This window comes from Aliishimia ponticola (genome assembly GCF_004803475.1).
Lineage (GTDB): Bacteria > Pseudomonadota > Alphaproteobacteria > Rhodobacterales > Rhodobacteraceae > Aliishimia > Aliishimia ponticola.
Window position 1 is genome coordinate 171704 of the sequence record NZ_SRKY01000005.1, and the last position, 25018, is coordinate 196721.

Sequence of the window (25018 nt, forward strand, 5' to 3'; positions counted from 1 at the left end):
ATGGAAGTCATCAAAACACGCCGCGTTGGGGCGATCCTTGAGGTGCGGCTTGACCGGCCAAAGGCGAATGCGATTGATCTGGCGACGAGCCGCATCATGGGCGACACGTTCGCGGCATTTCGCGATGATCCGGATCTGCGTGTGGCGATCGTGACCGGAACGGGGGAGAAGTTCTTTTGCCCCGGATGGGATCTGAAAGCGGCGGCTGAGGGCGACGCGGTCGATGGCGATTACGGTGTTGGTGGGTTCGGCGGATTGCAGGAGTTGCGCGATCTGAACAAGCCGGTCATCGCGGCGATCAATGGAATCGCCTGTGGCGGCGGGCTTGAACTGGCGCTGAGCTCCGACATGATCCTGGCTGCGGACCACGCGACATTTGCCTTGCCTGAAATACGCTCCGGCACTGTGGCGGATGCCGCGTCCATCAAACTGCCGAAGCGCATCCCCTATCACATCGCGATGGAGCTTTTGCTGACCGGTCGCTGGTTTGATGCCGAAGAAGCGCATCGTTGGGGGCTGGTGAATGAGGTCGTCCCCGCCGCCGATCTGATGACCCGTGCTTGGGAACTTGCCGAGCTCATCGCCTCTGGCCCGCCGCTTGTCTATGCCGCGATCAAAGAGGTCGTGCGCGATGCCGAAGACAGCAAGTTTCAGGATGCCATGAACCGCATCACGCAGCGACAGTTGCGAACGGTGGATATTCTTTATGGGTCCGAAGACCAGTTGGAGGGTGCGCGGGCCTTTGCCGAAAAGCGCGATCCGGTCTGGAAAGGGAAGTAGATCAGGCCTTCCACAGATGCAGCAAAATCGCTTGATCGTCGGCATGCGGGCCGTCAGCGCCTTCGGCATAGATGCGCACCGACGTCTTGCCGACTTCTGACAGGACGGGTTCCAGTTCGGCGATTTTCTGTTCGAAGCCGCTTTCGGTGAAATGTGCGTCGCGCACCGCGATCACGGCGAGGCCACCGGACGTCAGAAGCCGGACAACTTCGTCCAGCCCGTCCGGGCCCACATGGCCAAGGGTAAAGGTGCCGGCACTGACAACGCCCGAATAGACGCCATCGGGCAGTCCGAGACCAGCAAGGATGTCACCGGGAAACAAGGCTCTATAAACGCCTTTTTCGGCAGCTTGCTGTAGCATTTCGGGCGAGATGTCGGTGCCGTCGATTTCGCCGGGATCGAACTGGGCCAAAGCTTCGCCAACCAGTCCGGTCCCTGCACCCACATCCAGAACCGGTCCTTCGCCGCCGGCCTCTGAAAAGGCGCGGGCGACGTGAATATGCAGGATGTAGCCGCTGGTTTCGACGAAATCCTCCTCATAGCTTTCTGCCCAGTCGCCATAAAGCTTGCGGGAATCATCCGGTGTCTTGAGGCTGTACGCCGTGTCGAGCTTTTCGTCTTTTGTCATACGGTCATCAAAACCGCTGACGTGATTTTCTGCAAGGCATTGTACTGGCGGCTGTGACGGGTCACATAAACGGGCATGAAAACGCTTCTTTCTTTCGGACACGGTTATTCGGCGCGGGCCCTTTCGGAACGTTTGCCCAAAAGCGAATGGCGGGTCATTGGCACGACGCGGTCACGCCAACGGTTTGGCGAACTGCGCGCATCCGGTGCGGAACCTTTGTGCTTTCCGGGCGACGATCTGCGTCCGGCGCTTAGAGCGGCGACGCATCTTCTGATCTCTGCCGGGCCGGGCGCTGATGGCGATCCCGTGTTGTCCAGCCTGCGCGACGAAATAGCAAAGATTGCGCCGCGTTTGGAATGGGCAGGGTATCTTTCGACCACTGGCGTTTATGGCGATCACAACGGCGCGTGGGTGGACGAAGACACGCCGCTGACGCCCAGCACGCGGCGCGGTCAGTCGCGCAAGGCGGCGGAAGAGGATTGGCTGTCCGTGAAGGGGCTGCCGCTGCATATCTTCCGTCTTGCCGGGATTTACGGTCCGGGACGCGGTCCGTTCAGCAAGGTTCGGCAGGGTAAGGCGCGACGGATCATCAAGCCGGGGCAGGTCTTTTCACGGATACATGTGCAGGACATTGCCCAAGTTCTTGCCGCGTCGATTCAGCATCCGAACCCGGTTAGGGTCTATAATCTTTGCGATGATGACCCCGCCCCGCCACAAGATGTAATCCTGCACGCGGCGGAACTTTTGGGGATGTCCCCCCCGCCGGAAGTCCCGTTCGACGAAGCAGAGCTTAGCCCGATGGCGCGCAGCTTCTACGCAGAAAGCAAGCGAGTCCGCAACGATCGGATCAAAGAGGAATTGGGTGTCAAACTGATCTACCCGGACTATCGTTCTGGTTTGAAAGCACTGTTGACCCACGGCGATGTCTGACACGGAAACCACGATTACCGAATTGCTCGACCAGGTGGATGCGGCGACGCAAGCGCCGCCTGTGGATGTCCGGTCGATCATGGATCAGTTGGGCGAACGGTCTTTTGCGCCGTTGATCCTGGTGATCGGTCTTTTGATGGTTTCGCCGCTGTCAGGAATTCCCGGGTCCCCGACGATCTCGGCCCTGCTCATTTCCTTGATTGGTATACAGGCCCTAATAGGGCGTAAGCATCTGTGGATGCCCAATGCGCTTTTGAATCGAACGGTGCCGGAGGAAACGCTTCGAAAGGCGGTGGCGTGGCTGCGCAGACCTGCGGCTTGGTTCGACCGTCATTCGCATAAGCGCTGGCCGCTTTTCACTGTGAAGCCCGCGCGCTGGGCGACAATGGCAACATGTGTGTGCTTCACGTGGTTCTGGCCCTTCCTGGAGCTGTTGCCCTTTGTGACCAGTTTCGGTGCCGGGGCGATCTCCCTCTTGTCGTTCGGGTTGCTGACCCGCGACGGGCTTTACGTGCTTCTCGGCTTCGCGGTCGTCGCCATCAGCACCACGGTCGCCGCGACGCTTTTGCTCGGTTAGGGACTGTATCAGGCGCGCGCGGACGTGATCGACGACACGCCGAGCGTGTCCAGCACCTTTGCTTCGATCTGTTCCGCGTTCAGGCAGGCGGTCGCGTACATATCGCTGGGGGCGCTGTGGTCGATGAACATATCGGGCAGCACCATGGATCGGTATTTCAACCCGGTGTCGAACACGCCCTCTTCGGCCAGAAGTTGCGCAACATGAGAGCCGAAGCCACCAATCGCGCCTTCCTCGATCGTGATAAGCGCCTCGTGCGTGGCGGCCAGATCAAGGATCATTTCACGGTCCAGCGGCTTGGCGAAACGCGCATCGGCGATTGTCGGGGTGATGCCGCGGGCGGACAATGCCTCGGCGGCTTTGCGGACTTCTTCCATGCGGGTGCCGAAGGAAAGCAGCGCAACGCCTGAACCTTCGGAAATGATGCGTCCCTTACCGATCTCAAGCGGGGTTCCCCGTTCGGGCAGTTCAACGCCAACGCCCTCGCCGCGCGGATACCGGAACGCGATCGGGCCGCTATCGTGGGCGGCGGCGGTGGCGACCATGTGCATCAGTTCGGCTTCGTCCGCTGCGGCCATCACCACCATTCCCGGCAGGTTGGACAGGAACGCCGTGTCGAAACTGCCCGCATGCGTGGCCCCATCGGCCCCGACCAGACCGGCGCGATCGATGGCAAAACGTACAGGTAGGCCCTGTATGGCGACATCGTGGACCACCTGATCGTAGCCACGTTGCAAGAAGGTCGAATACATCGCGCAGAAGGGGCGCATCCCCCCGGCGGCCAGAGCGGCCGAGAATGTAACGCCATGTTGCTCTGCGATGCCGACATCAAAACAGCGCGATGGGTAGCGTTCCGCAAAGAGGTTAAGGCCGGTGCCATCGGGCATCGCGGCCGTCACGGCGCAGATCTTGGGATCGCCCGCTGCTTCGGCCAAGAGACCCTTGGCGAAGACCGAGGTATAAGACGGCGCGTTGGAGGGGGTCTTCTTTTGCTTGCCGGTGACCACGTCGAATTTGGCCGTGGCGTGGCCCTTGTCACGTGCTTGCTCTGCCGGGGCGTAGCCTTTGCCCTTCTTGGTCAGAACGTGGATCAGAACCGGGCCATGTGCGCGGGATTTGACAGTGCGCAGAACGGGCAGCAACTGGTGCAGGTCATGCCCGTCAATCGGCCCGAGATAACTGAACCCCAGCGCCTCGAACAGGGTGCCCCCAACGGCCATGCCTTTAAGCAAGTCTTTCGCCCGCTTCGCCCCTTCACGGAAGGGTTCGGGCAGCAGGCTTACGGCCCCTTTCGCGGCGCTTTTCAGGTCTTGAAACGGCTCTTCGGCATAAAGGCGGCTCAGGTACGAGGACAAAGCGCCGACCGGCGGGGCAATCGACATTTCATTGTCGTTGAGGATCACGAACAGTCGCTTGCCCAAATGGCCGGCGTTGTTCATCGCCTCATAAGCCATGCCCGCGCTCATTGCGCCGTCGCCAATCACGGCAATCGCATCGCCAGCATCCCCGCCCAGATCGGCGGCAACCTTGAAACCCAGCGCGGCAGAGATGGAGGTGGAGCTATGCGCAGCCCCGAACGGATCATAGGGGCTTTCGCTGCGTTTGGTGAAACCGCTCAACCCGTCCTTTTGGCGCAGGGTGCGAATACGGTCGCGCCGTTCGGTCAGGATCTTGTGGGGGTAGCATTGGTGGGATACGTCCCAGATCAGCTTGTCGCGCGGGGTATCGAACACCGCATGGAGCGCAACGGTCAGTTCAACGACCCCCAGACCCGCACCCAGATGCCCACCAGTTTCAGACACGGCCGAGATCGTCTCTGCCCGCAATTCATGTGCGACATGGATCAATTGTTCGTCCGACAGGCTGTGCAAGTCAGAGGGGCGCTGGATTTGATCCAGCAGCGGGGTTTGCGGGCGCTCGGACATCGGAAAGTCTCCTAGTTCTGGCGCGAGATAACGAAACGGGCGGTGTCGCGCAACGCGTCGGCGGGTGTTCCGTACATATCTAGGTACGAAATCGCGGAATCCACCAAGTCTGACGCGCGGCGTTTGGCTGCATCCAGCCCCAGAAGGGAAACGAAGGTCGCCTTGCCAGCAGTTGCGTCCTTGCGCACAGCCTTGCCGACAGTCGCGGCGTCGCCTTCGACATCCAGCACGTCGTCGGCAATCTGAAACGCCAGCCCAAGGTCACGCGCATAGCCTTGCAATGCAGTCGTATCGGCTTCGGCCAGACGGGCCCCGGCGCAGGCGGACCATTCGATCAAAGCCCCGGTTTTTCCCCTTTGCAGAGCCTGTATTTCTTCCAATGTCAGTGGCTCTTCGGCGGTCTCTGCCGCGATGTCGAGCGCTTGGCCCAACACCATCCCTTGCGCGCCAGATGCGATGGCCAGGCTTAGTGCGAGGTCCGCGCGCGTTTGCGCGGTTCCGGCATTGGGGTGGGTGACAAGTTCAAAGGCCAGCGATTGCAGCGCGTCACCTGCAAGCACGGCGGTCGCTTCGTCCCATTTGACGTGAACAGTCGGCTGCCCGCGCCGCATGTCGTCGTCATCCATGCAAGGAAGGTCATCATGGACAAGGGAATAGGCGTGCAGCGCTTCGATCCCGGTCGCGGGCCAAATCGCCTTGTCAGAGCCTATGTCATGCAGGGTCGCGCTTTGCAGAACCAGAAACCCGCGCAGGCGCTTTCCGCCCTGCGTTGCATGTGCCATCGCTTGCGTGACGGGTAAATCCGGTAGGGCCCCGATCACATGGTCAAAATGCGCCTGAATCAGTTCGGCGCAGGCGCTTAGCTTGTCTTGAAACACTTACAGCCCTTCGGCAGGCGCGGTTCCGGTCGGGTTGCCAGACGCATCAAGCGTGATTTCGGCCACCTTTGCTTCGGCTTCTTTGAGCTTCGCTTCGCACCGCTTTTTCAAGGCGTCGCCGCGTTCGTACAGCTTGATCGATTCCTCAAGGGCCACGTCGCCGCGTTCCAGCTGGTTCAACACCTGCTCAAGCTCGGCCATTGCCTGCTCAAAGCTCATTTCCTCGACGGGCGTATCGGTCATGTCGCGGCCTTCATCAGTTCTTCCACATGCGCCTTGGCCGACATGGCCAAAGCCCGCAGATCATAACCGCCTTCCAGAACAGAAACCACCCGGCCTTCGCTGAGTTCGGCAGCCATTTCGCAGATCTTTGCGGTGAGCCATGCGAAATCTTCGACCTCCCAGCGCAGTTCCGCGAGAGGATCGTTCGTGTGGGCATCGAACCCGGCGGAGATCAGGATCATCTCTGGCTTTTGTTCATAGAGGCGGTCCCAGACCGGTTCCCAGGCGTTCTGCATCTCTGCGCCGCCGGAGGCCGGATCGAGAGGGATGTTCATGATATTGCCATGCGGGCCGATTTCCGACGCCCGGCCAGTGCCGGGCCAAAGTGGGAATTGATGTGACGACACGAAGAACGCGCGCGGATCGTCCTGCAGTAGCGCCTGCGTGCCGTTGCCGTGATGCACGTCGAAATCCAGCACCGCGACTCGTTTCAAGCCGCGATTTTCCAAGGCGTGTTTCGCTGCGATTGCGACATTGCCAAAGATGCAAAACCCCATCGGTAGAGCCTGCTCTGCATGGTGCCCCGGAGGACGGGTGGCGCAAAATGCGTTCTTTGCCTCGCCGTCCAGCACCGCGTCCACTGCCCGCACAGCGCCGCCAACACCGCGATAAATCGCATTGAGCGAGCCGGGGGATAGGTAGGTGTCGCCATCCAGCCAGATGTGATCCTTGGTGGGGATGCGGTCAGGGATTTGCGCGACGTATTCGGCATCGTGGACAAGTTCGGCTTGCTCCGGCGTGCCCATCGGCGCTTCGAGCCGCAAAAGGTCCAAAGGCACCAGCGCGCTTAGCAGATGTTCCAGCCGCGCCACCTTTTCAGGCGCTCCGGGCGGGTTCTCGTGGCCAAGGCAATCTGGATGCGTAATCAGGGCTGTGGTCATGCACGTCTTTGCCCCGGAATACTCCCGGGCCCTCCTGTCAGGTGTTAGTCCACGGTCAGCATATAGCCCGCACCGCGCACCGTTTGCAGATAGCGCGGCTGCTTGGGGTTGTCTTCTATCTTGCGGCGCAAACGTGTGATCTGCACGTCTACGGCGCGTTCCTGCGCCTGCCCGCGATCACGCCCCAGCTTTTCGACCAGTTCGCTGCGCGACAACGCCTCGCCCACTTGCAGCGAAAAGATGCGCATCAGTTGCGTTTCGGTCGCCGTCAGACGGACGATATTTTCACCCTGCCACATCTCGCCGCGTTCCATGTCGTATTGGATCGGACCAAGCGATAGCACCTTCGGCTTTGCCGGTTCGGGAACGGTTTCAGGGACGCGGCGGAGAATGGCATTCATCCGCAAAAGAAGTTCCTTCGGCTCGAACGGCTTGGCCAGATAGTCGTCGGCCCCGGCCTCTAGCCCGGTAATCCGGTCTTCGGTCTCGCCCTTCGCAGTCAGCAACAGGATCGGCGTTTCCTTTGTCTTCCGGAAGTCGGCGGTAAAGCTGATCCCGTCTTCGCCCGGCATCATCACGTCGCAAATCACCATGTCGAAATCGAGGCCGGACAAAATCCGTCGGGCGTGGCTGGCATCGCGCGCGGTCGTGACAAGAAATCCGTTCCGCTTGAGAAATTTCTGAAGCAGTACGCGAATGCGTTCGTCATCGTCGATGATCAGCACATGCGGGTCGAGGTCGATCATGCTCCGCTCTCCCTGAGTTTGGCATAGGCACGTCGCATTTCCGGGTCCATCATCGCTTCGAGGACGGTGCGAAATCCGCTGACCGCCTCGGGTCCGGCTTCGCGGAAGGCGGCGCGCATTCGGGCGCGCTGGGCGTCGGACAAGGTGCCCTCCAGCGCGCGGCCCTTGTCCGTCAGGTGCAAGTGCCGTTCGCGTTTGTCGGTCTTGCCGACCCTGCTTTCAACCAGACCATCCGCGATCAGCGTGCGCAGCACCCGGTTCAGGGATTGCTTGGTAACGCCAAGGATGTTCAGCAAGTTGTTCACCGTTGTGCCCGGTGCGCGGTTGATGAAGTGGATCGCGCGGTGATGCGCCCGGCCATAGGACATATCCCCAAGTATACGGTCCGGATCCGCCGTGAATCCACGATACGCGAAGAACATCGCCTCGATGCCCTGCCGCAATTGTTCGTCGGTCAGATAAAGAAGACTCTCTCCGGAAGAGGTGCCCGCCCGTGCCCCATCAGACATTGTTTCATGTCCTTTGTGATCAATATTTGTGCCACTATAAGTCAGCCTTGTTGACATTCCAAGACCGAACCAGTATCGAATCGCAGGTTTTGTGTAATATAATGTCCACACTGGACGTAGTTGCGCAATTATTGAAAAAGCAAGCCGTGATGAGGAGAGACTGATGGCAGGCGCATATGATGACCGCGATGGCAAGATCTGGATGAATGGCCAGATGGTGGACTGGCGTTCCGCACAGGTCCACGTCCTGACCCATGCTTTGCACTACGCGTCCTCCGTATTCGAAGGCGAGCGTGCCTATAACGGCAAGATTTTCCTAAGCCGCCAGCATTCCGAACGCCTGCACTTTTCGGCCGGCGAATTGGATTTCCAGATCCCGTGGACCGTCGACGAGATCGAAGCGGCCAAGCAGGAAGTGCTGACCGCCAATGGCTTCACCGACGCATATGTGCGTGCGGTGGCATGGCGCGGCGCGGGTGAGGATATGGGCGTCGCGGCGGCGCGAAACCCTGTCAATCTGGCCATCGCGGCGTGGGAATGGGGCAGCTACTATGGCGACGCCAAGTTCAAAGGCGCCAAGCTGGATATCGCCAAGTGGAAGCGCCCCAGCCCGGAAACGATCCCGGTGCACGCTAAGGCATCCGGCCTTTACATGATCTGCACCACGTCCAAGCACGCGGCAGAGGCGAAGGGATGCTCCGACGCGTTGTTCATGGATTATCGCGGTTATGTTGCCGAGGCGACCGGGGCCAACATCTTTTTCGTGAAGGACGGCGAGGTGCATACGCCCAAGCCCGATTGCTTCCTGAATGGTCTGACACGTCAAACCGTGATCGGGATGCTTCAGGACCGGCAGGTGAAGGTGCATGAGCGAGTCATCATGCCCGAAGAAATGGAAAGCTTCGAACAGTGCTGGTTGACCGGCACGGCGGCGGAAGTGACTCCGGTGGGGCAAATCGGCGACTATAACTTCGAAGTCGGTGCGCTGACGCGGGAGATGTCGGAAAGCTACGAAAAGCTTGTCCGCAGCTAAGAATTCGGGCCGCCTTCGTGGGGATCACGCGGGCGGCCTTCCCCCGATCTGACAGGCGCTTTACGCGCTATTGCGGGGCGCTTTGCACCGTGATGAAACGGCCACGCCCGGGCATTCCCGCTTCGCCGTTAACAATGAATTAAGCATATTCTTCCCATTCAGCAGAAAACGGGCACAATACACCCGAAGGTAGCGAATTGATGAGATTATGCTGGAACTGCTGCTTCTTTCCGTGATGGCCGTGGCGGGGGCGACTTTGGTGTCCGACTCCTCTGACCATGACGACGAGACTCCCACCGACGGCGATGAGCCTGTCGGGGAGGATTATAACGTCCTGAGCAATCTGGAGCAGATGGCAGGCACCGAAGGTAACGATTCCTTCATCATCAATCCCGGCCCGATCCCGAACGCAGCAGATGTCGATTACGCCGCTTATGACGGCGAAGACCTGCGATATTACACCGAGGATATCGCGGTTGCGCAGGTGGATGGCGGCGCGGGGGATGACGCCTTCACCATCGTCAGCGGGCAGGTGATTCTGCATACGGGTGACGGGCAGGACAGCGTGGATGCGACCAACCTTGAAGGCGGGCTGATCTTTGCCGGGGAAGGTGACACCGTGATCGGGTCAGATGTTGCGCGTTCGGGTTTCGTCGGGATATCGGTCACTGGTGCAGGAGAGGTCGAAGGCGGCACCAGCGACGAAGTGATCGTGGCCTTCGGCAGCGGCGCGTCGGTTTCGGGCGGGGATGGCGATGACAGCCTGCTTAGCGTCGATGGCGCGGCGCGTCTGCTTGGCGGTGCGGGTGACGATTTCATCGACGCCAATGCGATCCCGTTGGAATATTCGGGCCATTGGGACCAGTCGGGTGCAGCCGATGGGTATTTGGACATTGTCGATGCGGGTGACGGTAACGACCGTGTCGAAGATGTGGATAACGGGGATATCGTCACGCTGGGCGCGGGCGACGATCTTGTTACGGCGATCTACGATCACAGCTTTGCGGAATTGGGGCCGGTGATCTTTACCGACTTCACGCCGGGGGAAGACCGCTTTTTCATGGATGTCGAAAACCTGATCCCGAACAGCGTTCTGCCGTCAGTGCCCGATTACGACACCTATAGTGATGCGCCAGAGGAATGGACCGCGCCGCTGAACGCTTTGCTGGATACCGTCACGGCGGATGGCGACAGCCACGTCTTTGTCGACAACACGCTTGTGGCCAGCTTTGAGGGGACGGCGGATATTTCGCCGGAACTCTACCTGCGCTTCGACCGATACGGGGCCTATGACGGCATCAGGATGCGCCTTGTCTAACGCGCGGCGGTGGCTCAGGCCTTGGGATCGGTGACAGAGCGTGCTCTGGCCCGGCCGCCTTTCAGACCAAGCTGCCGTTCACGCCAGATGATCAGCGCGCCGCCCGCAATGACAAGGCAACCACCCAGCAGCATGGCCGCAGTTGGAAGCTCCGCGAAGACGACCCAGCCAATCACAATCGCAAACAGCATCGAAGCATAGTCGAACGGCGCCAGCATCGACGCCGCACCGAACCGGTAGGACGAGGTGACAAGAATTTGCGCCACGCCGCCGATCACCCCGGCACCAATCAACAAGGCCAGATCGCTGATTTTGGGCACGACCCAGCCGAAGGGGAGTGTCAGCAGCGACAGCACCGTGGCCGTGACCGAGAACCAAAAGACGATGGCGGCGGTGTGTTCGGTTCGGACAAGCTGCCGAACATGGACCTGCACCAAAGCCCGCAGAATGGATGACCCCAGAACCATCAAGGCACCGATTGTCGCGGCATTGGTCAGGTCCGACACGCTAAGACGGGGCCACATGACGATCATCACGCCGATCAGTCCAAGCGCCACCGCAGAGATACGGACAAGGCGAATACGCTCGTTCAGCATTACCGCCGCCAGAATGACGGTGAAGATCGGTGTGGCATATCCGATGGCCGTGACTTCAGGCAGCGGCAGCAGGCCCAGCCCGGCGAAGTTCAGCGCCATGGCCGAGGTTCCGAACAACCCACGCCAGACATGGCCCATCAGGTTCTTCGGTACGAGGCCTTCGCGCAGTTCGCCGCGCTGCCAGATCCAGAAGGTGATCACCGGGATCGCAAAGAGAGAGCGGAAGAACACAGCCTCGCCCGATGGGACGTTCTGGGTGGCGACCTTGATCATCGCCGCCATCACCATGAACAGAAACACGGCCATTAACTTGAGAGTAATGGCAAAGCTGGGATTGTTGGAGATTGCAGGCTGTGCCATCGCGGCGACACTTGCGTGATTTCCGCCGCGCCGCAAGGGCGCTATCAGCCTATTTCGACAGAAATTTCAGCCGCTTTGGCCTTTTGCGTCGGGTTCTCGCAAGTGGGGCAAACCATCAGTCCGACCGCGATTGCCAAAGTCAGTGCCGCAAGGCGAATAGAGTAATGTCGCATGATACGCCTCCTTTCAGCGTTGACCCAAGGTTAACACGCACCGCAGCAGGGCGCGGCTGAAATCTTCAGGCGGCACGTGAACGTGATAATTGGCGGCGACTTGTTTCAAAGCCGCCCGCCGGTGGCGGGATCAGCCGATATGGCCGCGTGTTTCACCAACCGCGCCGCCGACCTGTCCCCGGTGCAGCAGAATGTGGTCCAGAAGAACGCAGGCCATCATTGCTTCGCCCACCGGAACAGCGCGGATGCCGACGCAAGGATCATGGCGACCCTTGGTGATGATCTCTGCCGCTTCGCCGGTCTTGGTGATCGTCTTGCGGGTTTGCAGGATCGACGATGTGGGCTTTACCGCAAAACGCACCACAACGTCCTGACCGGTGGATATACCGCCAAGGATGCCGCCCGCGTGGTTGGACGAATAGACAGGCTTGCCATCGTTGCCCATGAAGATTTCGTCGGCATTGGCCTCGCCGGTCAGCATCGCGGCGGACATGCCTTCGCCGATTTCGACCCCCTTCACCGCATTGATCGACATCATGGCGGCGGCAAGGTCCGTGTCCAGCTTGCCATAGATCGGCGCGCCCAGCCCTGCAGGGACAGAGCGCGCAACGACTTCGATGATCGCCCCGACGGAAGATCCGGATTTGCGCAGCCCGTCAAGGTAGTCGGCCCATGTATTCGCCGCCTCTGCGTCCGGGGTCCAGAACGGATTCTGGTCGATCTGATCCCAGTCGAACCGGCTACGGTCGATTTCATGCGCGCCCATACGGGTCATGTAGCCCTTGATTTCGATCTGGGGGGCAAGGGTATGAAGCACGGCGCGGGCCAGGCCACCTGCGGCCACACGCGCGGCGGTTTCGCGGGCAGAGGACCGACCGCCGCCGCGATAGTCACGGATGCCGTATTTCTGCCAATAGGTGATATCGGCGTGACCGGGACGGAACTTGTCCATGATGTCGCCGTAGTCCTTGGACCGCTGATCGGTGTTTTCGATCATCAACTGGACAGAGGTGCCGGTGGTTTGGCCCTCGAAAACGCCAGACAGGATTTTCACCTGATCAGGCTCACGCCGCTGCGTAGTGTATTTGTTCTGTCCCGGTTTGCGCTTGTCGAGCCATGTTTGCAGCATGGCCTCATCCACGGCGACACCGGGCGGGCAGCCATCGACCGTCGCACCCAAAGCCGGACCGTGGCTTTCGCCCCAGGTCGTAACGCGGAAGAGATGTCCGAAAGTGTTGAGGCTCATGCGCTGGCTCCGTTCAGGTCGGCGCAGGACATACGCGGGGACGGGCGCGATGTGAAGGGTGATGCGTGTTGCGCGGTGGGGCCGATCACGTCGCCCCGTTGAAGCCGTTCTGTTTGAATCGCACCTTTGCGCCCGGTCCGGGAGGATCAAGCTCGTATAATGTGGGGCGGGCGCTGAGATAGGATCGCCACGTGCGGACCGTCAGGTCGGAGAGCTTGATCCCGTGTTGGCGCTGCATCTTCTGCGCCATTTTCTGAAGTTCGAGGCCGCGGCCCTCTTGGCTTCCGGCGGCGATGATCGCGCGGATGTGCTGATCCATCTGGGTAATGTCTTCGCCCGTGCGGGTTTGGGCGCAGGGGGGCCGCGTCTTTGCAGCAAGCTTATGAAAGGTCGAACAGGCTGCAGTCAGCTTGTCCGGGGCCTTGGCCTCTCCGATGCCGATGACGGTATGACCGATTTCGCGCAGGCGCAGGGCCAGATGCGAGAAATCCCCATCCGACGTTGCGATGACATGGGTCGTGATCCCGGCAGTATGCGCGAACTGCATCGCATCTACTGCCAGCAGAAGGTCAGATGCGTTCTTGCCCGTTCCGGCATGGCAGGTACGCACCCCCGGCACATTGTTCCACCCGCAGGTTTTCCCGAAATCCGCATAGACGCGCGCGATATCCAGCCGGCCCGCTTGGCGCGCCAGTTCCAGGATCTGCGGCCCGTATCCCGCGCCCAGATTGTCCCCATCCACGTAAAGTGCTGTTCGCGCCGTCATTTGACCACCTTGGTGTCACGTCCGCCAAATCTTCGCCCTGAAACTTGGCGGAAGAATGACCTTCCTTGGGAGTTTGGTGGCCCTTGCCACGGCCTGGGGTGCGCCTTACAAGCGCAGCTACCTCGGGGTGCCTTCCAAGGCTGAGATGCGTCGCGCGAACCCGTTGAACCTGAACCGGTTAGAACCGGCGGAGGGAAGGTATCGGACATGTGATCCATATCTGACCTCTCGCCATACGACATGGAGAGAGACATGAAATACCTCGCAATTGGAACGGCCCTTCTGGCGGGCGCGGCGGCAGCGGAAACGCCTGTGCTGACGATCTATACCTATGACAGTTTCGTTTCCGACTGGGGCCCCGGCCCGGCGATCGAGAAAGCGTTTGAGGAAACCTGCGGCTGCGATCTGCAATTCGTCGGCGCCGGTGACGGGGCGGCGCTGCTGGCGCGGTTGCGCCTGGAAGGCGCGCGGTCCGACGCAGATATCGTGCTGGGCCTTGATACCAATCTGACGGCAGCGGCAAAGGAAACCGGCCTGTTCGCGCCGCATGCGGTCGACGCCAGTTTCGATCTGCCGATCGAATGGTCCGATGACACGTTCGTTCCGTATGATTGGGGCTATTTCGCCTTTGTTCACAACGCCGATCTGAACGCTCCGGTCAGCTTCAAGGACTTGGCGCAAAGCGATCTGAAGGTCGTGATTCAGGATCCGCGCTCTTCCACCCCCGGTCTGGGGCTGCTGATGTGGGTCAAGGCGGCCTATGGCGATGAAGCGCCCGGCATCTGGGACAGTCTGTCCGACAACGTGCTGACCGTGACCAAGGGCTGGTCCGAAGCCTATGGGCTGTTTCTGGAAGGCGAAGCCGACATGGTGCTGAGCTATACGACCTCGCCCGCCTATCACCTCATTGCCGAAGAAGACCCGTCCAAAGCGGCGGCCGCGTTCGAAGAAGGCCATTACCTGCAAGTGGAAGTCGCTGCGAAACTGGCGGCCTCTGACCAGTCCGATCTTGCCGATCAGTTCCTTGCCTTCATGGTGACGGACGCCTTTCAAAGCGTGATCCCGACGACCAACTGGATGTACCCCGCTGTGACGCCCGAAGGTGGGTTGCCAGAAGGGTTCGACACGCTGGTGCAACCGGGCAAGGCATTGCTGCTTTCCGCCGAGGACGCGGCCAATCTGCGGGATGAGGCGCTGACCGAGTGGCTTGGCGCGCTCTCCAACTAAGCCGGTGGCCCGGTGCCTTGGCGGTGATTGCCGCCTTGGCGCTGGTGCTGGTGGCGCTGGGCGCGGTGATCTTGCGGGCAGAGCCGGGGCGTGGCCTTGGCCCTGCCGATTGGGCCGCGATCCGGTTCACGGTGGTGCAGGCCGCGCTGTCGGCGCTGATCTCCGCCGGGCTTGCCGTGCCGTTGGCGCGCGCCCTGGCGCGGCGTGATTTTCCGGGGCGGCGTTGGCTGATTACGCTGCTTGGTGCGCCGTTCCTGCTGCCCGTGATCGTTGCGGTCATGGGCCTTTTGGCGATTTTCGGACGTAATGGCTGGGTGAATACGGCGCTTGCCGCAACGGGGTTGGAGCCAGTGTCGATCTACGGCATTCAGGGCGTCGTTCTGGCGCATGTGTTCTTCAACGTACCGCTGGCAACGCGGCTTTTGCTGCAAGGTTGGCAGGACATTCCGGCGGAAGAGTTCCGCTTGGCCGCGCAGCTTCGTTTCACCAAACGCGATCTGTTCCGGCATCTGGAGTTGCCGATGCTGTCGCGGGTTTTGCCCGGTGCGGCGGGACTGGTCTTTGTGATCTGCCTGACATCCTTTGCGGTGGCGCTGATCCTGGGCGGTGGGCCGCGCGCCACGACGATCGAATTAGCGATTTATCAGGCCTTCCGCTTCGAATTCGATCTGGGCCGTGCGGCGCTGTTGTCGCTGGTGCAAATCGTCGTCGCGCTGGGTGCATGTCTGGCGCTGTTCCGGCTGTTGCCATTGCACGATCCGGGGCAGGGGTTGGACAGGGTCGTGGCGCGCTGGGATCGGTCGGCATGGGATATGCCAGTCATTCTTCTGGGTGCGGCGTTTCTTTTGCTGCCGATGCTTGCGGTTCTGGGGCAGGGCGCGTCGGGCTTGTTTTCGATGCCGGACGCCGTTTGGTGGGCCACGCTGCGGTCGCTGATCGTCGCATTAAGCAGCGCGGCGCTTTTGATGCTGCTTGCGCTGCCGATTGCCACGCTAAGCCTGCGCCATAATGCGGTTGAGGCGATTGGCTTTCTGGGGCTTGCGACCTCGCCGCTGATGATCGGGACGGGTCTGTTCATCGTCATCTTTCCGATTGCCGACCCGCAGGCCATGGCGTTGCTGGTGACGGTTATCGTGAACGCGGTGATGGCGCTGCCATTTGCGCTGCGGATTTTGGTGCCGGGGCTTCGGCAGGCGGTCGATGCGCATGGCCGCTTGGCCGCTTCGCTGGGTCTGCGCGGCGCGCGGCTTTGGCGGATCGTGCTGTTGCCCCGGTTGCGGCGGCCCTTGGGCTTTGCCTTGGGCCTTGGCGCTGCGTTGTCGATGGGCGATCTTGGCGTGATCGCGCTGTTTGCCGATCCGGCGCGGGGGACGTTGCCCTTGCAGATCGAACAGCTGCTTGCGGCCTATCGGGTGGAGGCGGCGGCAAGCGCGTCGTTGTTGCTGACGCTGTGCAGTTTTTCGCTGTTCTGGGTGTTTGATCATTGGGGGCGGCGCGGTGCTTGAGCTTGACGGATGTGTGTTTGGAAATGGTGGGTTTCGGCTGGCCGCCGATTGGGCACTTGATGCCGGGGCGCGTTGCGCGGTGTTGGGGCCGTCGGGTGCCGGGAAATCGACGCTGCTTGCGGGAATAGCCGGGTTCGCCGATCAGGTGTCAGGAACGGTTCGGGCCGACGGTCAGGCGTTGCCCCCCGTGCCGCAGCACCGGCCTGTGGCGATGCTGTTTCAGGATCATAACCTTTTTCCGCATCTGACCGTGGCGCAGAATGTCGGCCTTGGCCTGCGCCCTTCGTTGAAACTGACTGCGGCAGAGCGCGCGCGGGTCGCGGATGCGCTGGGGCAGGTCGGGCTTGCCGGGCTGGAGGCGCGCAAACCGGCAGAGTTGTCCGGCGGGCAGCAAAGCCGCGCGGCGATTGCCCGGCTGCTGGTGATGGCCCGCCCGGTCATGCTGCTGGATGAGCCGTTTTCGGCCCTGGGGCCAGCGCAGCGGACGGATATGCTGCGCCTTGTGGTAGAGGTCGCCGCCAAGGTGTCGGCCAGTGTGATCATGGTGACGCATAACCCCGAAGAGGCACGGGCGCTTGCAGGCTTGGTCAGTTTCGTCGATGGCGGGGTTGCATCCGTGCCTGCCCCGGTGGAGGACTTCTTTGCGCGCCCGCCGCAGGCTTTGCGGGACTATATCGGCTAGGCAGCGCCACGGGGGAGGGCGGGACATGCATCCCAATCAAGCGTTCCATACACAGGATGATGCGGGCAATCTTGCCTTCGCGGCGGATCGCGCCTTTGGCGTTCTTTGTGTGAACAGCGCGGAGGGCGGGCCGCTGGTCAGCCATGTGCCGTTCCTTGTGGACGGTGCGGATGTCTGGTTGCATCTCGTCCGTTCCAATCCGATTGCACGGGTGCTGTCCGCGCCGCAACCGGCGGTGATCGCGGTCAATGGGCCCGATGGTTATGTCAGTCCCGACTGGTACGAGTTGCCCGATCAGGTTCCGACATGGAACTATGTCGCGGTGCATCTGCGCGGGACACTGGAACGGCGCGCTGCGGAGGAATTGCGCGGTGTGATCGATCGCCAAACCGCGTTCTTTGAGCAGAAACTACTGCCCAAGACGTCGTGGACGTCGGACAAGATGACGCCGGAGGTTCTGGACAAGATGATGCGGGCAATCGTTCCCTGCCGAATGCGGATCGAACATATCGACGGGACTTGGAAGCTAAACCAGAACAAACCGGACGCGGCGCGACTGCGGGCCGCAGACCGTATGGCGACGCAGGGCATTGGCATGGCGCTGCGGGAACTTGCCGCGCGGATGCGTGACGCCTAGGGTGGCGCGCAGGAGGACCAATCGATGCAACTTTATTACTCGCCGACATCGCCATATGTGCGCAAGGTCATGATCACCCTGCACGAGACCGGGCAGCTGGACGATGTCACCCTGATCGAAGGGTCCACCAAGCCGACGAATCCCCTGTCCGGGTTGGCGGCGCAAAACCCGCTGATGAAAATTCCCGCTTTGACGCGGGCAGATGGCCCGACGCTTTATGACAGCCGGGTGATTTGCGCGTTCTTCGATGATCGTGCGCAGGCCGGGCTGTATGCCTCGGGCAGTCGTCGCTTTGAGATCATGACGCTGGAGGCGACGGCGGACGGAATCCTCGATGCGGCGCTGCTGATGACCTATGAAGGCAAGCTTCGCCCCGAAGAGGCGCGTTGGGATGACTGGGTCGAGGCGCAATGGACCAAGATCGCGTCTGCCTGCGCCGCGTTGGATTCGCGCTGGATGGGGCATCTGAACGGCCCGCTGGATATGGGGCAGATCGCCGTGGCCTGTGCGCTGGGCTATGTGGACTTCCGCCATGACGCGCGAAATTGGCGTAAAGGCTGCGATGCGCTGGCCAAATGGTACGCCGAATTTGCTCAGCGACCATCGATGCTAGCGACGGTTCCACCCGAAGGAATGTAACGGCCTGCGTGGCTTGCGGGAAACCCTGCGACTTCATGACCGCGTTGAATACTGGACGTCCGATACGTGCCTCGCTAAAAGCGCGCAGAGTCGGACTGCGTTTTGCGTGGTCTGTGAGGCCGTTCGGGCCAGTAGATGCCAGCTGAATGGAGTATTCGCGTGTCGCAGACAGAAGATCACGACAGTGAACGCAGGGACTTCCTGTATTACGCGGCCGCAGGTGCCGGTGCGGTAACCGTTGGTGCCGCGGTATGGCCCTTGGTCAACCAGATGAACCCCTCTGCGGATGTGCGGGCGCTTAGCTCGATTCGCGTGGATACGTCGGGTATCGCACCGGGGACACAGGTTACGGTGAAATGGCTGGGTAAGCCGGTCTTCATCCGTCGTCGTACCGAATCCGAGATTGAGGAAGCGCGCGCCGTCGATCTGAGCGAACTGCCCGATCAGGACGCCCGGAACGAGAATATCGGCCCCGCTCCGGCGGCGGACGAGAACCGCGCGATGGACGAATCCGGCGAATGGCTGGTGATGATGGGTGTGTGTACGCACCTTGGCTGCGTTCCGCTTGGGAACGGCGCTGGTGACTTCCACGGCTGGTTCTGCCCGTGCCACGGGTCGCACTACGACAGTTCGGGTCGTATCCGCAAAGGGCCCGCCCCTGAAAACCTGCCGGTTCCGGTCGCGGTTTTCGAAGACGAATCTACGATCAAGCTCGGTTAAGGGAGACGGAGAGACATGGCTGGAATTCCGCACGACCATTACGAACCGAATAGCTCTGGCGAAAAGTGGCTGCATAGCCGTTTGCCGATTGTCGGTCTTCTGTATGACACATTGATGATCCCCACGCCCAAGAACCTGAACTGGATGTGGATCTGGGGCATCATCCTGACCTTCTGCCTTGCGTTGCAGATCGTCACCGGCATCGTTCTGGTGATGCACTACACGCCGCATGTGGATTACGCTTTCGCGTCGATCGAACACATCATGCGCGACGTGAATGGTGGTCACTTCATTCGATACCTGCACATGAACGGCGCTTCGTTGTTCTTTGTCGCCGTTTACGCGCACCTGTTCCGTGGTCTGTACTACGGATCGTACAAGGCGCCGCGTGAGGTGACATGGATCATCGGTATGCTGATCTATCTGATGATGATGGGCACCGCGTTCATGGGCTATGTTCTGCCTTGGGGTCAGATGTCCTTCTGGGGCGCGACCGTGATTACCGGCCTGTTCGGTGCGATCCCGTTCATCGGGGAAGGCATCCAGACATGGCTGCTGGGTGGACCGGCTGTCGACAACGCGACGCTGAACCGGTTCTTCTCGCTGCACTACCTGCTGCCCTTCGTGATTGCCGCGCTGGTTGCGCTGCACATCTGGGCCTTCCACACGACAGGCAACAACAACCCCACCGGGGTTGAGGTCCGCCGCACGTCCAAGGAAGACGCAGCGAAGGATACGGTTCCGTTCTGGCCGTATTTCGTGATTAAGGATCTGTTCGCACTGGCGGTTATTCTTGTGGTGTTCTTTGCCATCGTCGGCTTCATGCCGAACTACCTTGGCCACCCGGACAACTACATCGAAGCGAACCCGCTGGTGACACCGGCGCACATCGTTCCGGAATGGTACTTCCTGCCGTTCTACGCGATCCTGCGTGCGTTCACCGCTGATGTGTGGGCCGTGCAGCTGGTCAGCTTCCTGACCGGGGGCATCGTCGACGCGAAGTTCTTCGGTGTGGCTGCCATGTTCGGCGCGATCATCGTGATGGCTCTGGCACCTTGGCTGGATACATCCCGCGTGCGCTCCGGTCGGTATCGCCCGATGTTCAAATGGTGGTTTGCCCTGCTGGTCGTCGACTTCATCGTTCTGATGTGGGCAGGCGCAATGCCGGCGGAACCGCCGTATTCCACGATCTCTCTGATCGGTGCGACTTATTGGTTCGTCTACTTCCTGGTCATCCTGCCCCTTCTGGGCGTGATCGAGAAGCCGGAGCAACAGCCCGCCACGATCGAAGAAGATTTCGCCGCGCACTATCCGAAGTCGGATAGCAGTGCCGCCACGCAACCCGCAGAATAAGGACAGCGAGACAATGATGTTCAAGAAACTTGCTCTTGCCGCGGGTCTGACCCTTGGTCTGGTCTCCGGCGCGTATGCCGCCGGAGGGGAAGAGGCCCATATCGAGAATTTCAAGTTCTCGTTCGAGGGTCCGTTCGGTGCCTATGACCAGAACCAGCTTCAGCGCGGTCTGCAGATCTACACCGAGGTTTGTTCCGCGTGCCACGGTCTGCGCTATGTCCCGATCCGGACACTGGCCGATGAGGGTGGCCCTGCGCTGCCCGAGGATCAGGTGCGGGCCTATGCGGCCAACATCACGGTTCTGGACGAGGATGCGAACTACCACCTCTATGACCCGGAAGCCGGCGAACTGCGTGCCGTGACGGAAACGGATCACTTCCCGGCGGTCAATTCGGCGGGTGCGCCGGATCTGAGCCTGATGGCAAAGGGGCGTGCCGGGTTCCACGGGCCTTACGGTCTTGGGATCAACCAGCTGTTCAAAGGCATGGGTGGCGCGGAATATATCGCGTCGCTGCTGACGGGCTATACCGGTGAAGAAAAGGAAGAAGCGGGTACGGTTCTTTATGAGAACACCGCATTCCCCGGTGGCTGGATTTCGATGGCGCCGCCGCTTTACGGTGAGGATGTCGAGTTTGCCGATGGCCACTCGAACGACCTGCACCACGAAGCTGCCGATGTCGCGGCCTTCCTGATGTGGACGGCTGAGCCGAAGATGATGGCGCGCAAGCAAGCTGGCTTCGTCGGCGTCATCTTCCTGACAGTGCTGTCGGTTCTGCTGTACCTTGTGAACAAGCGCCTTTGGGCGCCGATCAAAGGCAAAGACTGATACGCCTTACAGGCGATCTGATTGACCTGAAAACACCCCCGTGGCGCAAGCTGCGGGGGTTTTTCGTTGCCTCGGCGCGGGCGGTTTCGCTTCTGCTTGGCAGTTGGACAATGGATGGTGGTATCGGGTCCGTGCGGCGGCCTCTCGTACCGTTTCACCGGCACACGGGTGGTCTAGCCCGCACAGTGGCCTCGTCACGCAGTCAGGCGTGTGCCGTCGATCCCAGAGATGGTCGCGCTGACGATTTGACCTTCGGGGCCAGCGGTATCGAAGGTGACTTCTGTGAACTGCTCTGTCCGGCCCATATGCGGGTTTTCCATCAACACGCGATGCGTTGCCCCGATCTGCGCCTTCAGATGCTTGCGCACCTGCGCATCACCGATCTGACGCAACTGCGCGGCCCGTTCGCGGATATGCGTCCCGTCCACCTGCGGCATACGCGCGGCGGGCGTGCCGGGACGCGGGGAGTAGGGAAACACATGCAACCATGTCAGGTCACATTCCTGCACAAGCTTCAGCGAGTTTTTGAAATGGGCATCCGTCTCTGTCGGGAAGCCTGCGATGATATCCGCACCAAAGGTCATTTCCGGCCGTACGCGCCGCGCCTCTTCAGCGAAGCGGATCGCATCATCCCGCAGGTGGCGACGCTTCATCCGCTTTAGGATCAGGTCGTCGCCATGTTGTAGCGACAGGTGCAGATGCGGCATCAAGCGTGATTCCGTCGCGATGGCCTGCATGAGGTTTTCGTCGACCTCGATCGAGTCGATGGATGAAATGCGCAGCCGTGGCAGGTCTGGCACCAGCTTCAGGATGCGCATGACCAGATCGCCAAGCTTTGGTTCCCCTGGCAGATCGGCACCCCAGCTTGTCAGGTCCACGCCGGTCAGAACGACCTCGTTAAAACCTTTGTCCACAAGCCGCTTGATCTGATCCACAACGACCCCCGCAGGGACAGAGCGCGAATTGCCCCGACCATAGGGGATGATGCAGAAGGTGCAACGGTGATCGCACCCGTTCTGGACCTGCACATAGGCACGGCTGCGGGTGCCGAAGCCGTCGATCAGATGCCCGGCGGTTTCCGTGACGGACATGATGTCATCCACGCGCACCGGCTCTGTACCGAAATCGCCTGCCAGCGCGGACCACGTGCCTGCCTGCATCTTTTCGGTATTGCCGATGACCGCGTCGACTTCCTCCATCGCTGCGAAACTGTCCGGGTCGATCTGCGCGGCGCAGCCGGTCACGATCACACGTGCATTGGGGTTCTCACGCCGCAGGCGGCGGATGTCCTTGCGGGCCTTGCGAACAGCCTCGGATGTGACAGCGCAGGTGTTCACGATCACGGCGTTCTCAAGCCCGGCCTGTTCGGCAAGATCCTTCATCGCCTCGGTCTCGTACGCGTTGAGCCGGCACCCGTGGTTCGAAAATTTCGGCGCGTCCGTCATCGCGCGCCGTACCATGTGCCGTCGAAGACATGCGCCCATGCGCCCGTCATCCGCACGCCCGTCTCCTGCCAATCCACCTTGAGCTGCCCGCCATCCAGATCGATGGTCACAGCGCGCCCTGTAAGCCCGCGCCGCGCGGCTGCAACGGCTGTAGCGCAGCTTGAGGAGCCAGACGCAAGCGTTACGCCCACGCCGCGCTCCCAGACCCGCATGCGGATGTGGTCAGGTCCGATGATTTGCGCGACCTGCACATTGGTCCGCTCAGGAAAGAGCGGATGGTGTTCGATACCGGGGCCAAAACTGGCAAGGTCGACGGCCTCTGCATCCGGCACGAAAAAGGTGCAATGGGGATTGCCCATGCCTGTGGCCGTCGGCGCACCATCGACCGGCAATTCCAGCGTATCCATTTCGCGGGCAAGCGGGACGTCGGCCCAGTCCAGCAGGGGGTGCCCCATATTGACCTCGATCAGCCCAGCGCCCGCATCCACGGCGCCCAGCACGCCGCGTTCAGTGCGAATGGTCAGCGCGGCCGAGTCGCCCCGGCGCGCCATCTCCCAGCCTGCGATACAACGCGTCGCATTTCCGCAGGCTCCCGCGGTGCTGCCATCGGCGTTGTAAAACACCAGCCGAAGGTCGGCAGACACGTCATCCTGCACCGCAACAAGCTGGTCGAATCCGATTCCCTTGTGCCGGTCGGCCATGGCAATTGCCAAGGTTTCAGACACGACAGGCCCATGAGCACGCTCGTCAATGACGACGAAGTCGTTCCCAAGCCCGTGCATCTTCATAAAGGGCAGACCGGAGGTGAAGTTTTCCTGCATGGCGGGGCATATAACCTCGCACCCGGAATGAATCCAGCACGACTCTAAAAAACAGTCAGATTTGCGCTTGACCCCCGGCGCGGACCTTTCTAGATAGCCCCCCTAGTGGGCCGTTAGCTCAGTTGGTAGAGCAACTGACTTTTAATCAGTGGGTCGCAGGTTCGAATCCTGCACGGCTCACCACTGATCACCGAATTTCCTTTCCCTGCTTGGGGTTGGTGGCGTTGGCGTCGCTGGGAACGCTAAAGCGGGAATTCGGTCGTATCCTTGATGTCATCCATTACGAAGCAGGCCGAAATGTCCGACAGGGGCACGCGAGCGATCAGACGCTTATAGAACTGGTCGTATGCGCCGACCGAACTCACCCGGACGCGCAGCACATAGTCCAGATCGCCGGACATACGATGTGCGCCGGTGATTTCCGGCAAGTCGCGCACCGCCTTGTCGAACAGTTTCAGCCACTCCTCATCGTGCCGGTTGGTGCGTACCAATACGAACACGGCCAGATCCAAGCCGATCGCTTCCGGGTTCAGCAGGGCGACCCGTTTGGCAATGACCCCGTCCGATTCCAGCCTTTTCACCCGGCGCCAACAAGCATTGCGGGACAGGTGGACAATCTCCGCTAGGGCATCAATCGCCAGACTGGCGTCGCGCTGAAGTGCGCGGAGTATGCGGCGGTCTATTTCGTCAATCTTTACATCCATGGTTGGGATAAAATCCCGTAATATTCGGATACGTCAACAATATTGGGATAAATTTTGCCAAGACACGTGAGATTTTCGAACGAATATCGCTTCCACCACTCACGCGGACGAACGTGTCAACCAAACCCAATTCATCTGATGCGCTTTCCGGCTTCTTCAAAGCGTTCAAGGATCACCCGGCTTCGGTCGATGAGACCTACTGGCAGCACGCGCGCTTTGCCTTCCGTTTCTCGATGAGCCTGTTCGGGGCCGCATTTGCCGCCCTGATTCATGCGTTGATCCCGCCGCTGTTCGAGACAACCGCGAGCCGCAAGGTGCACGCGCTGCGCGCGATGCTGACCGCGCGGCACTAAATCATGTTCCGGCCCGCCGCATATGTTGACCCAAACGCGCCGCTGGCGATGACGCGGTGCGCATCGGGCGGGGCTATTGCCGTTGGTTCGCCGGGTGCGTTGGCGACGGGCCGATTTGCACATGTGCCTGCCCGTCGTTTTCTGACGATACAGGCAAGCGCTGCGACACAGCCCAAGCGCTGAAATCTGCGCCGCAAGCCGCGGCCCGCGACCGCTTCGACCGCCATGGCCGGCCCGCCAATTCCTTCGCTTTGGCGGGGATCTGCCCCCCTGGTCAGAGGCGTCACTTCGCCCATAAATTGTGTCTTCGCAGCCAACACAACCGACTGCCCGAAAATCAGGCGAAGTCATATAAATATTTGAAAAAATTCGTTATTTCATTGACCAGAAGCCCATGCGGCACCGAATGTTTCTGTACAGCTTTAGCCGTGTGACGGGCGCAATCCTCCCGATATGCGCGGTTAATTCACCTGACAGA

Annotated in this window: 27 protein-coding genes, 1 tRNA gene and 1 riboswitch; of the genes, 15 read left to right on the top strand and 13 right to left on the bottom strand. The window is 60.8% G+C overall.

All coding sequences use genetic code 11. From position 1 onward, the window contains the following. The gene (locus tag E4Z66_RS17435; protein WP_136464339.1) at nucleotides 1–780 is read left to right on the top strand and encodes a carnitinyl-CoA dehydratase; all 780 of its coding nucleotides are present in this window, start codon (nucleotides 1–3) and stop codon (nucleotides 778–780) included. Nucleotide 781: 1 nt separating this feature from the next. On the opposite strand, the gene E4Z66_RS17440 is transcribed toward E4Z66_RS17435, so the two are convergent. Then, nucleotides 782–1408 carry a class I SAM-dependent DNA methyltransferase gene (locus E4Z66_RS17440; RefSeq protein ID WP_136464340.1) on the bottom strand — a complete coding sequence of 209 codons (627 nt, stop codon included), beginning with the start codon at nucleotides 1406–1408 and terminating at the stop codon, nucleotides 782–784. A gap of 75 nt (nucleotides 1409–1483) precedes the next feature. On the opposite strand from E4Z66_RS17440, the gene E4Z66_RS17445 reads away from it, so the two are divergent. Beyond that, nucleotides 1484–2338 (top strand): SDR family oxidoreductase, encoded by an 855-nt coding sequence (locus E4Z66_RS17445; protein WP_136464341.1) that lies wholly within the window; start codon nucleotides 1484–1486, stop codon nucleotides 2336–2338. Next, nucleotides 2331–2915 (top strand): exopolysaccharide biosynthesis protein, encoded by a 585-nt coding sequence (locus tag E4Z66_RS17450; RefSeq protein WP_136464342.1) that lies wholly within the window; start codon nucleotides 2331–2333, stop codon nucleotides 2913–2915. Before E4Z66_RS17445 ends, E4Z66_RS17450 begins: the two co-directional genes overlap by 8 nt. A gap of 8 nt (nucleotides 2916–2923) precedes the next feature. Here E4Z66_RS17450 and dxs read toward each other — a convergent pair whose 3' ends face one another. From dxs to E4Z66_RS17480, 6 genes are read right to left on the bottom strand one after another with little or no spacing between them, the layout of a single operon-like run. Beyond that, on the bottom strand, nucleotides 2924–4840 hold the full coding sequence (dxs, locus tag E4Z66_RS17455; RefSeq protein ID WP_136464343.1) for a 1-deoxy-D-xylulose-5-phosphate synthase: 1917 nt from the start codon (nucleotides 4838–4840) through the stop codon (nucleotides 2924–2926). 11 nt (nucleotides 4841–4851) lie between these two features. Next, the gene (locus tag E4Z66_RS17460; protein ID WP_136464344.1) at nucleotides 4852–5718 is read right to left on the bottom strand and encodes a polyprenyl synthetase family protein; all 867 of its coding nucleotides are present in this window, start codon (nucleotides 5716–5718) and stop codon (nucleotides 4852–4854) included. Beyond that, complete coding sequence (locus E4Z66_RS17465) at nucleotides 5719–5961, bottom strand: exodeoxyribonuclease VII small subunit (RefSeq protein ID WP_136464345.1); 243 nt, start codon at nucleotides 5959–5961, stop codon at nucleotides 5719–5721. It lies immediately after the preceding gene. Then, the gene (locus E4Z66_RS17470; RefSeq protein ID WP_136464346.1) at nucleotides 5958–6881 is read right to left on the bottom strand and encodes a histone deacetylase family protein; all 924 of its coding nucleotides are present in this window, start codon (nucleotides 6879–6881) and stop codon (nucleotides 5958–5960) included. Before E4Z66_RS17470 ends, E4Z66_RS17465 begins: the two co-directional genes overlap by 4 nt. 44 nt (nucleotides 6882–6925) lie before the next feature. Beyond that, nucleotides 6926–7627 (bottom strand): response regulator, encoded by a 702-nt coding sequence (locus E4Z66_RS17475; protein WP_136464347.1) that lies wholly within the window; start codon nucleotides 7625–7627, stop codon nucleotides 6926–6928. Next, complete coding sequence (locus tag E4Z66_RS17480; RefSeq protein WP_136464348.1) at nucleotides 7624–8136, bottom strand: MarR family winged helix-turn-helix transcriptional regulator; 513 nt, start codon at nucleotides 8134–8136, stop codon at nucleotides 7624–7626. The genes E4Z66_RS17475 and E4Z66_RS17480 overlap by 4 nt, the downstream gene beginning before the upstream one ends. Before the next feature lie 163 nt (nucleotides 8137–8299). On the opposite strand from E4Z66_RS17480, the gene E4Z66_RS17485 reads away from it, so the two are divergent. Further along, nucleotides 8300–9169, top strand: coding sequence for a branched-chain amino acid aminotransferase (locus tag E4Z66_RS17485; protein WP_136464349.1), 870 nt, complete (start codon nucleotides 8300–8302; stop codon nucleotides 9167–9169). Between the two features lie 208 nt (nucleotides 9170–9377). Then, the gene (locus tag E4Z66_RS17490) at nucleotides 9378–10487 is read left to right on the top strand and encodes a calcium-binding protein (protein WP_136464350.1); all 1110 of its coding nucleotides are present in this window, start codon (nucleotides 9378–9380) and stop codon (nucleotides 10485–10487) included. Between the two features lie 14 nt (nucleotides 10488–10501). Here E4Z66_RS17490 and E4Z66_RS17495 read toward each other — a convergent pair whose 3' ends face one another. The 3 genes from E4Z66_RS17495 to E4Z66_RS17505 all read right to left on the bottom strand — a co-directional run bounded on the left by E4Z66_RS17495 (nucleotide 10502) and on the right by E4Z66_RS17505 (nucleotide 13628). Next, a complete protein-coding gene (locus E4Z66_RS17495; RefSeq protein ID WP_136464351.1) occupies nucleotides 10502–11443 on the bottom strand; it encodes a DMT family transporter in 942 nt (313 codons plus the stop codon). Nucleotides 11444–11746: 303 nt separating this feature from the next. After that, entirely contained in the window at nucleotides 11747–12862 is a 1116-nt protein-coding gene (gene aroC, locus E4Z66_RS17500) for a chorismate synthase (RefSeq protein WP_136464352.1), read from the bottom strand. 85 nt (nucleotides 12863–12947) lie between these two features. Beyond that, nucleotides 12948–13628 carry an NYN domain-containing protein gene (locus E4Z66_RS17505; RefSeq protein WP_136464353.1) on the bottom strand — a complete coding sequence of 227 codons (681 nt, stop codon included), beginning with the start codon at nucleotides 13626–13628 and terminating at the stop codon, nucleotides 12948–12950. A 113-nt stretch (nucleotides 13629–13741) separates the two neighbouring features. After that, a riboswitch (TPP riboswitch) is annotated at nucleotides 13742–13841 on the top strand. A gap of 39 nt (nucleotides 13842–13880) precedes the next feature. Between E4Z66_RS17505 and thiB the strand changes: the two genes are divergently transcribed. The 8 genes from thiB to E4Z66_RS17545 all read left to right on the top strand — a co-directional run bounded on the left by thiB (nucleotide 13881) and on the right by E4Z66_RS17545 (nucleotide 21217). Next, on the top strand, nucleotides 13881–14855 hold the full coding sequence (gene thiB, locus E4Z66_RS17510; RefSeq protein WP_136464354.1) for a thiamine ABC transporter substrate binding subunit: 975 nt from the start codon (nucleotides 13881–13883) through the stop codon (nucleotides 14853–14855). Beyond that, nucleotides 14831–16360 (top strand): thiamine/thiamine pyrophosphate ABC transporter permease ThiP, encoded by a 1530-nt coding sequence (locus tag E4Z66_RS17515; protein WP_136464355.1) that lies wholly within the window; start codon nucleotides 14831–14833, stop codon nucleotides 16358–16360. Before thiB ends, E4Z66_RS17515 begins: the two co-directional genes overlap by 25 nt. After that, the gene (locus tag E4Z66_RS17520; protein WP_136464356.1) at nucleotides 16353–17042 is read left to right on the top strand and encodes a thiamine ABC transporter ATP-binding protein; all 690 of its coding nucleotides are present in this window, start codon (nucleotides 16353–16355) and stop codon (nucleotides 17040–17042) included. The genes E4Z66_RS17515 and E4Z66_RS17520 overlap by 8 nt, the downstream gene beginning before the upstream one ends. A 25-nt stretch (nucleotides 17043–17067) precedes the next feature. Next, a complete protein-coding gene (locus tag E4Z66_RS17525; RefSeq protein WP_136464357.1) occupies nucleotides 17068–17679 on the top strand; it encodes an FMN-binding negative transcriptional regulator in 612 nt (203 codons plus the stop codon). Nucleotides 17680–17703: 24 nt separating this feature from the next. Next, nucleotides 17704–18318: a glutathione S-transferase gene (locus E4Z66_RS17530; RefSeq protein ID WP_136464358.1), complete on the top strand. Its 615-nt coding sequence runs from the start codon at nucleotides 17704–17706 to the stop codon at nucleotides 18316–18318. Nucleotides 18319–18477: 159 nt separating this feature from the next. After that, nucleotides 18478–19038, top strand: a complete 561-nt coding sequence (gene petA, locus E4Z66_RS17535) for a ubiquinol-cytochrome c reductase iron-sulfur subunit (protein WP_136464359.1) — start codon at nucleotides 18478–18480, stop codon at nucleotides 19036–19038. Between the two features lie 15 nt (nucleotides 19039–19053). Further along, nucleotides 19054–20391, top strand: a complete 1338-nt coding sequence (petB, locus tag E4Z66_RS17540; protein ID WP_136464360.1) for a cytochrome b — start codon at nucleotides 19054–19056, stop codon at nucleotides 20389–20391. Between the two features lie 16 nt (nucleotides 20392–20407). Then, a complete protein-coding gene (locus E4Z66_RS17545; protein WP_136464469.1) occupies nucleotides 20408–21217 on the top strand; it encodes a cytochrome c1 in 810 nt (269 codons plus the stop codon). A 194-nt stretch (nucleotides 21218–21411) separates the two neighbouring features. Here the strand turns inward: E4Z66_RS17545 and mtaB are convergent, their stop codons facing one another. Further along, a complete protein-coding gene (gene mtaB, locus E4Z66_RS17550; RefSeq protein WP_136464471.1) occupies nucleotides 21412–22662 on the bottom strand; it encodes a tRNA (N(6)-L-threonylcarbamoyladenosine(37)-C(2))-methylthiotransferase MtaB in 1251 nt (416 codons plus the stop codon). Continuing rightward, a complete protein-coding gene (gene dapF / locus E4Z66_RS17555) occupies nucleotides 22659–23483 on the bottom strand; it encodes a diaminopimelate epimerase (protein WP_246036069.1) in 825 nt (274 codons plus the stop codon). Before dapF ends, mtaB begins: the two co-directional genes overlap by 4 nt. Before the next feature lie 107 nt (nucleotides 23484–23590). On the opposite strand from dapF, the gene E4Z66_RS17560 reads away from it, so the two are divergent. Next, nucleotides 23591–23666 (top strand) — tRNA-Lys (locus E4Z66_RS17560). 59 nt (nucleotides 23667–23725) lie between these two features. Here the strand turns inward: E4Z66_RS17560 and E4Z66_RS17565 are convergent. Beyond that, complete coding sequence (locus tag E4Z66_RS17565) at nucleotides 23726–24187, bottom strand: Lrp/AsnC family transcriptional regulator (RefSeq protein ID WP_136464361.1); 462 nt, start codon at nucleotides 24185–24187, stop codon at nucleotides 23726–23728. Between the two features lie 113 nt (nucleotides 24188–24300). Between E4Z66_RS17565 and E4Z66_RS17570 the strand changes: the two genes are divergently transcribed. Continuing rightward, nucleotides 24301–24540, top strand: coding sequence for a DUF6356 family protein (locus tag E4Z66_RS17570; RefSeq protein WP_136464362.1), 240 nt, complete (start codon nucleotides 24301–24303; stop codon nucleotides 24538–24540). Nucleotides 24541–25018 lie beyond the last annotated feature (478 nt).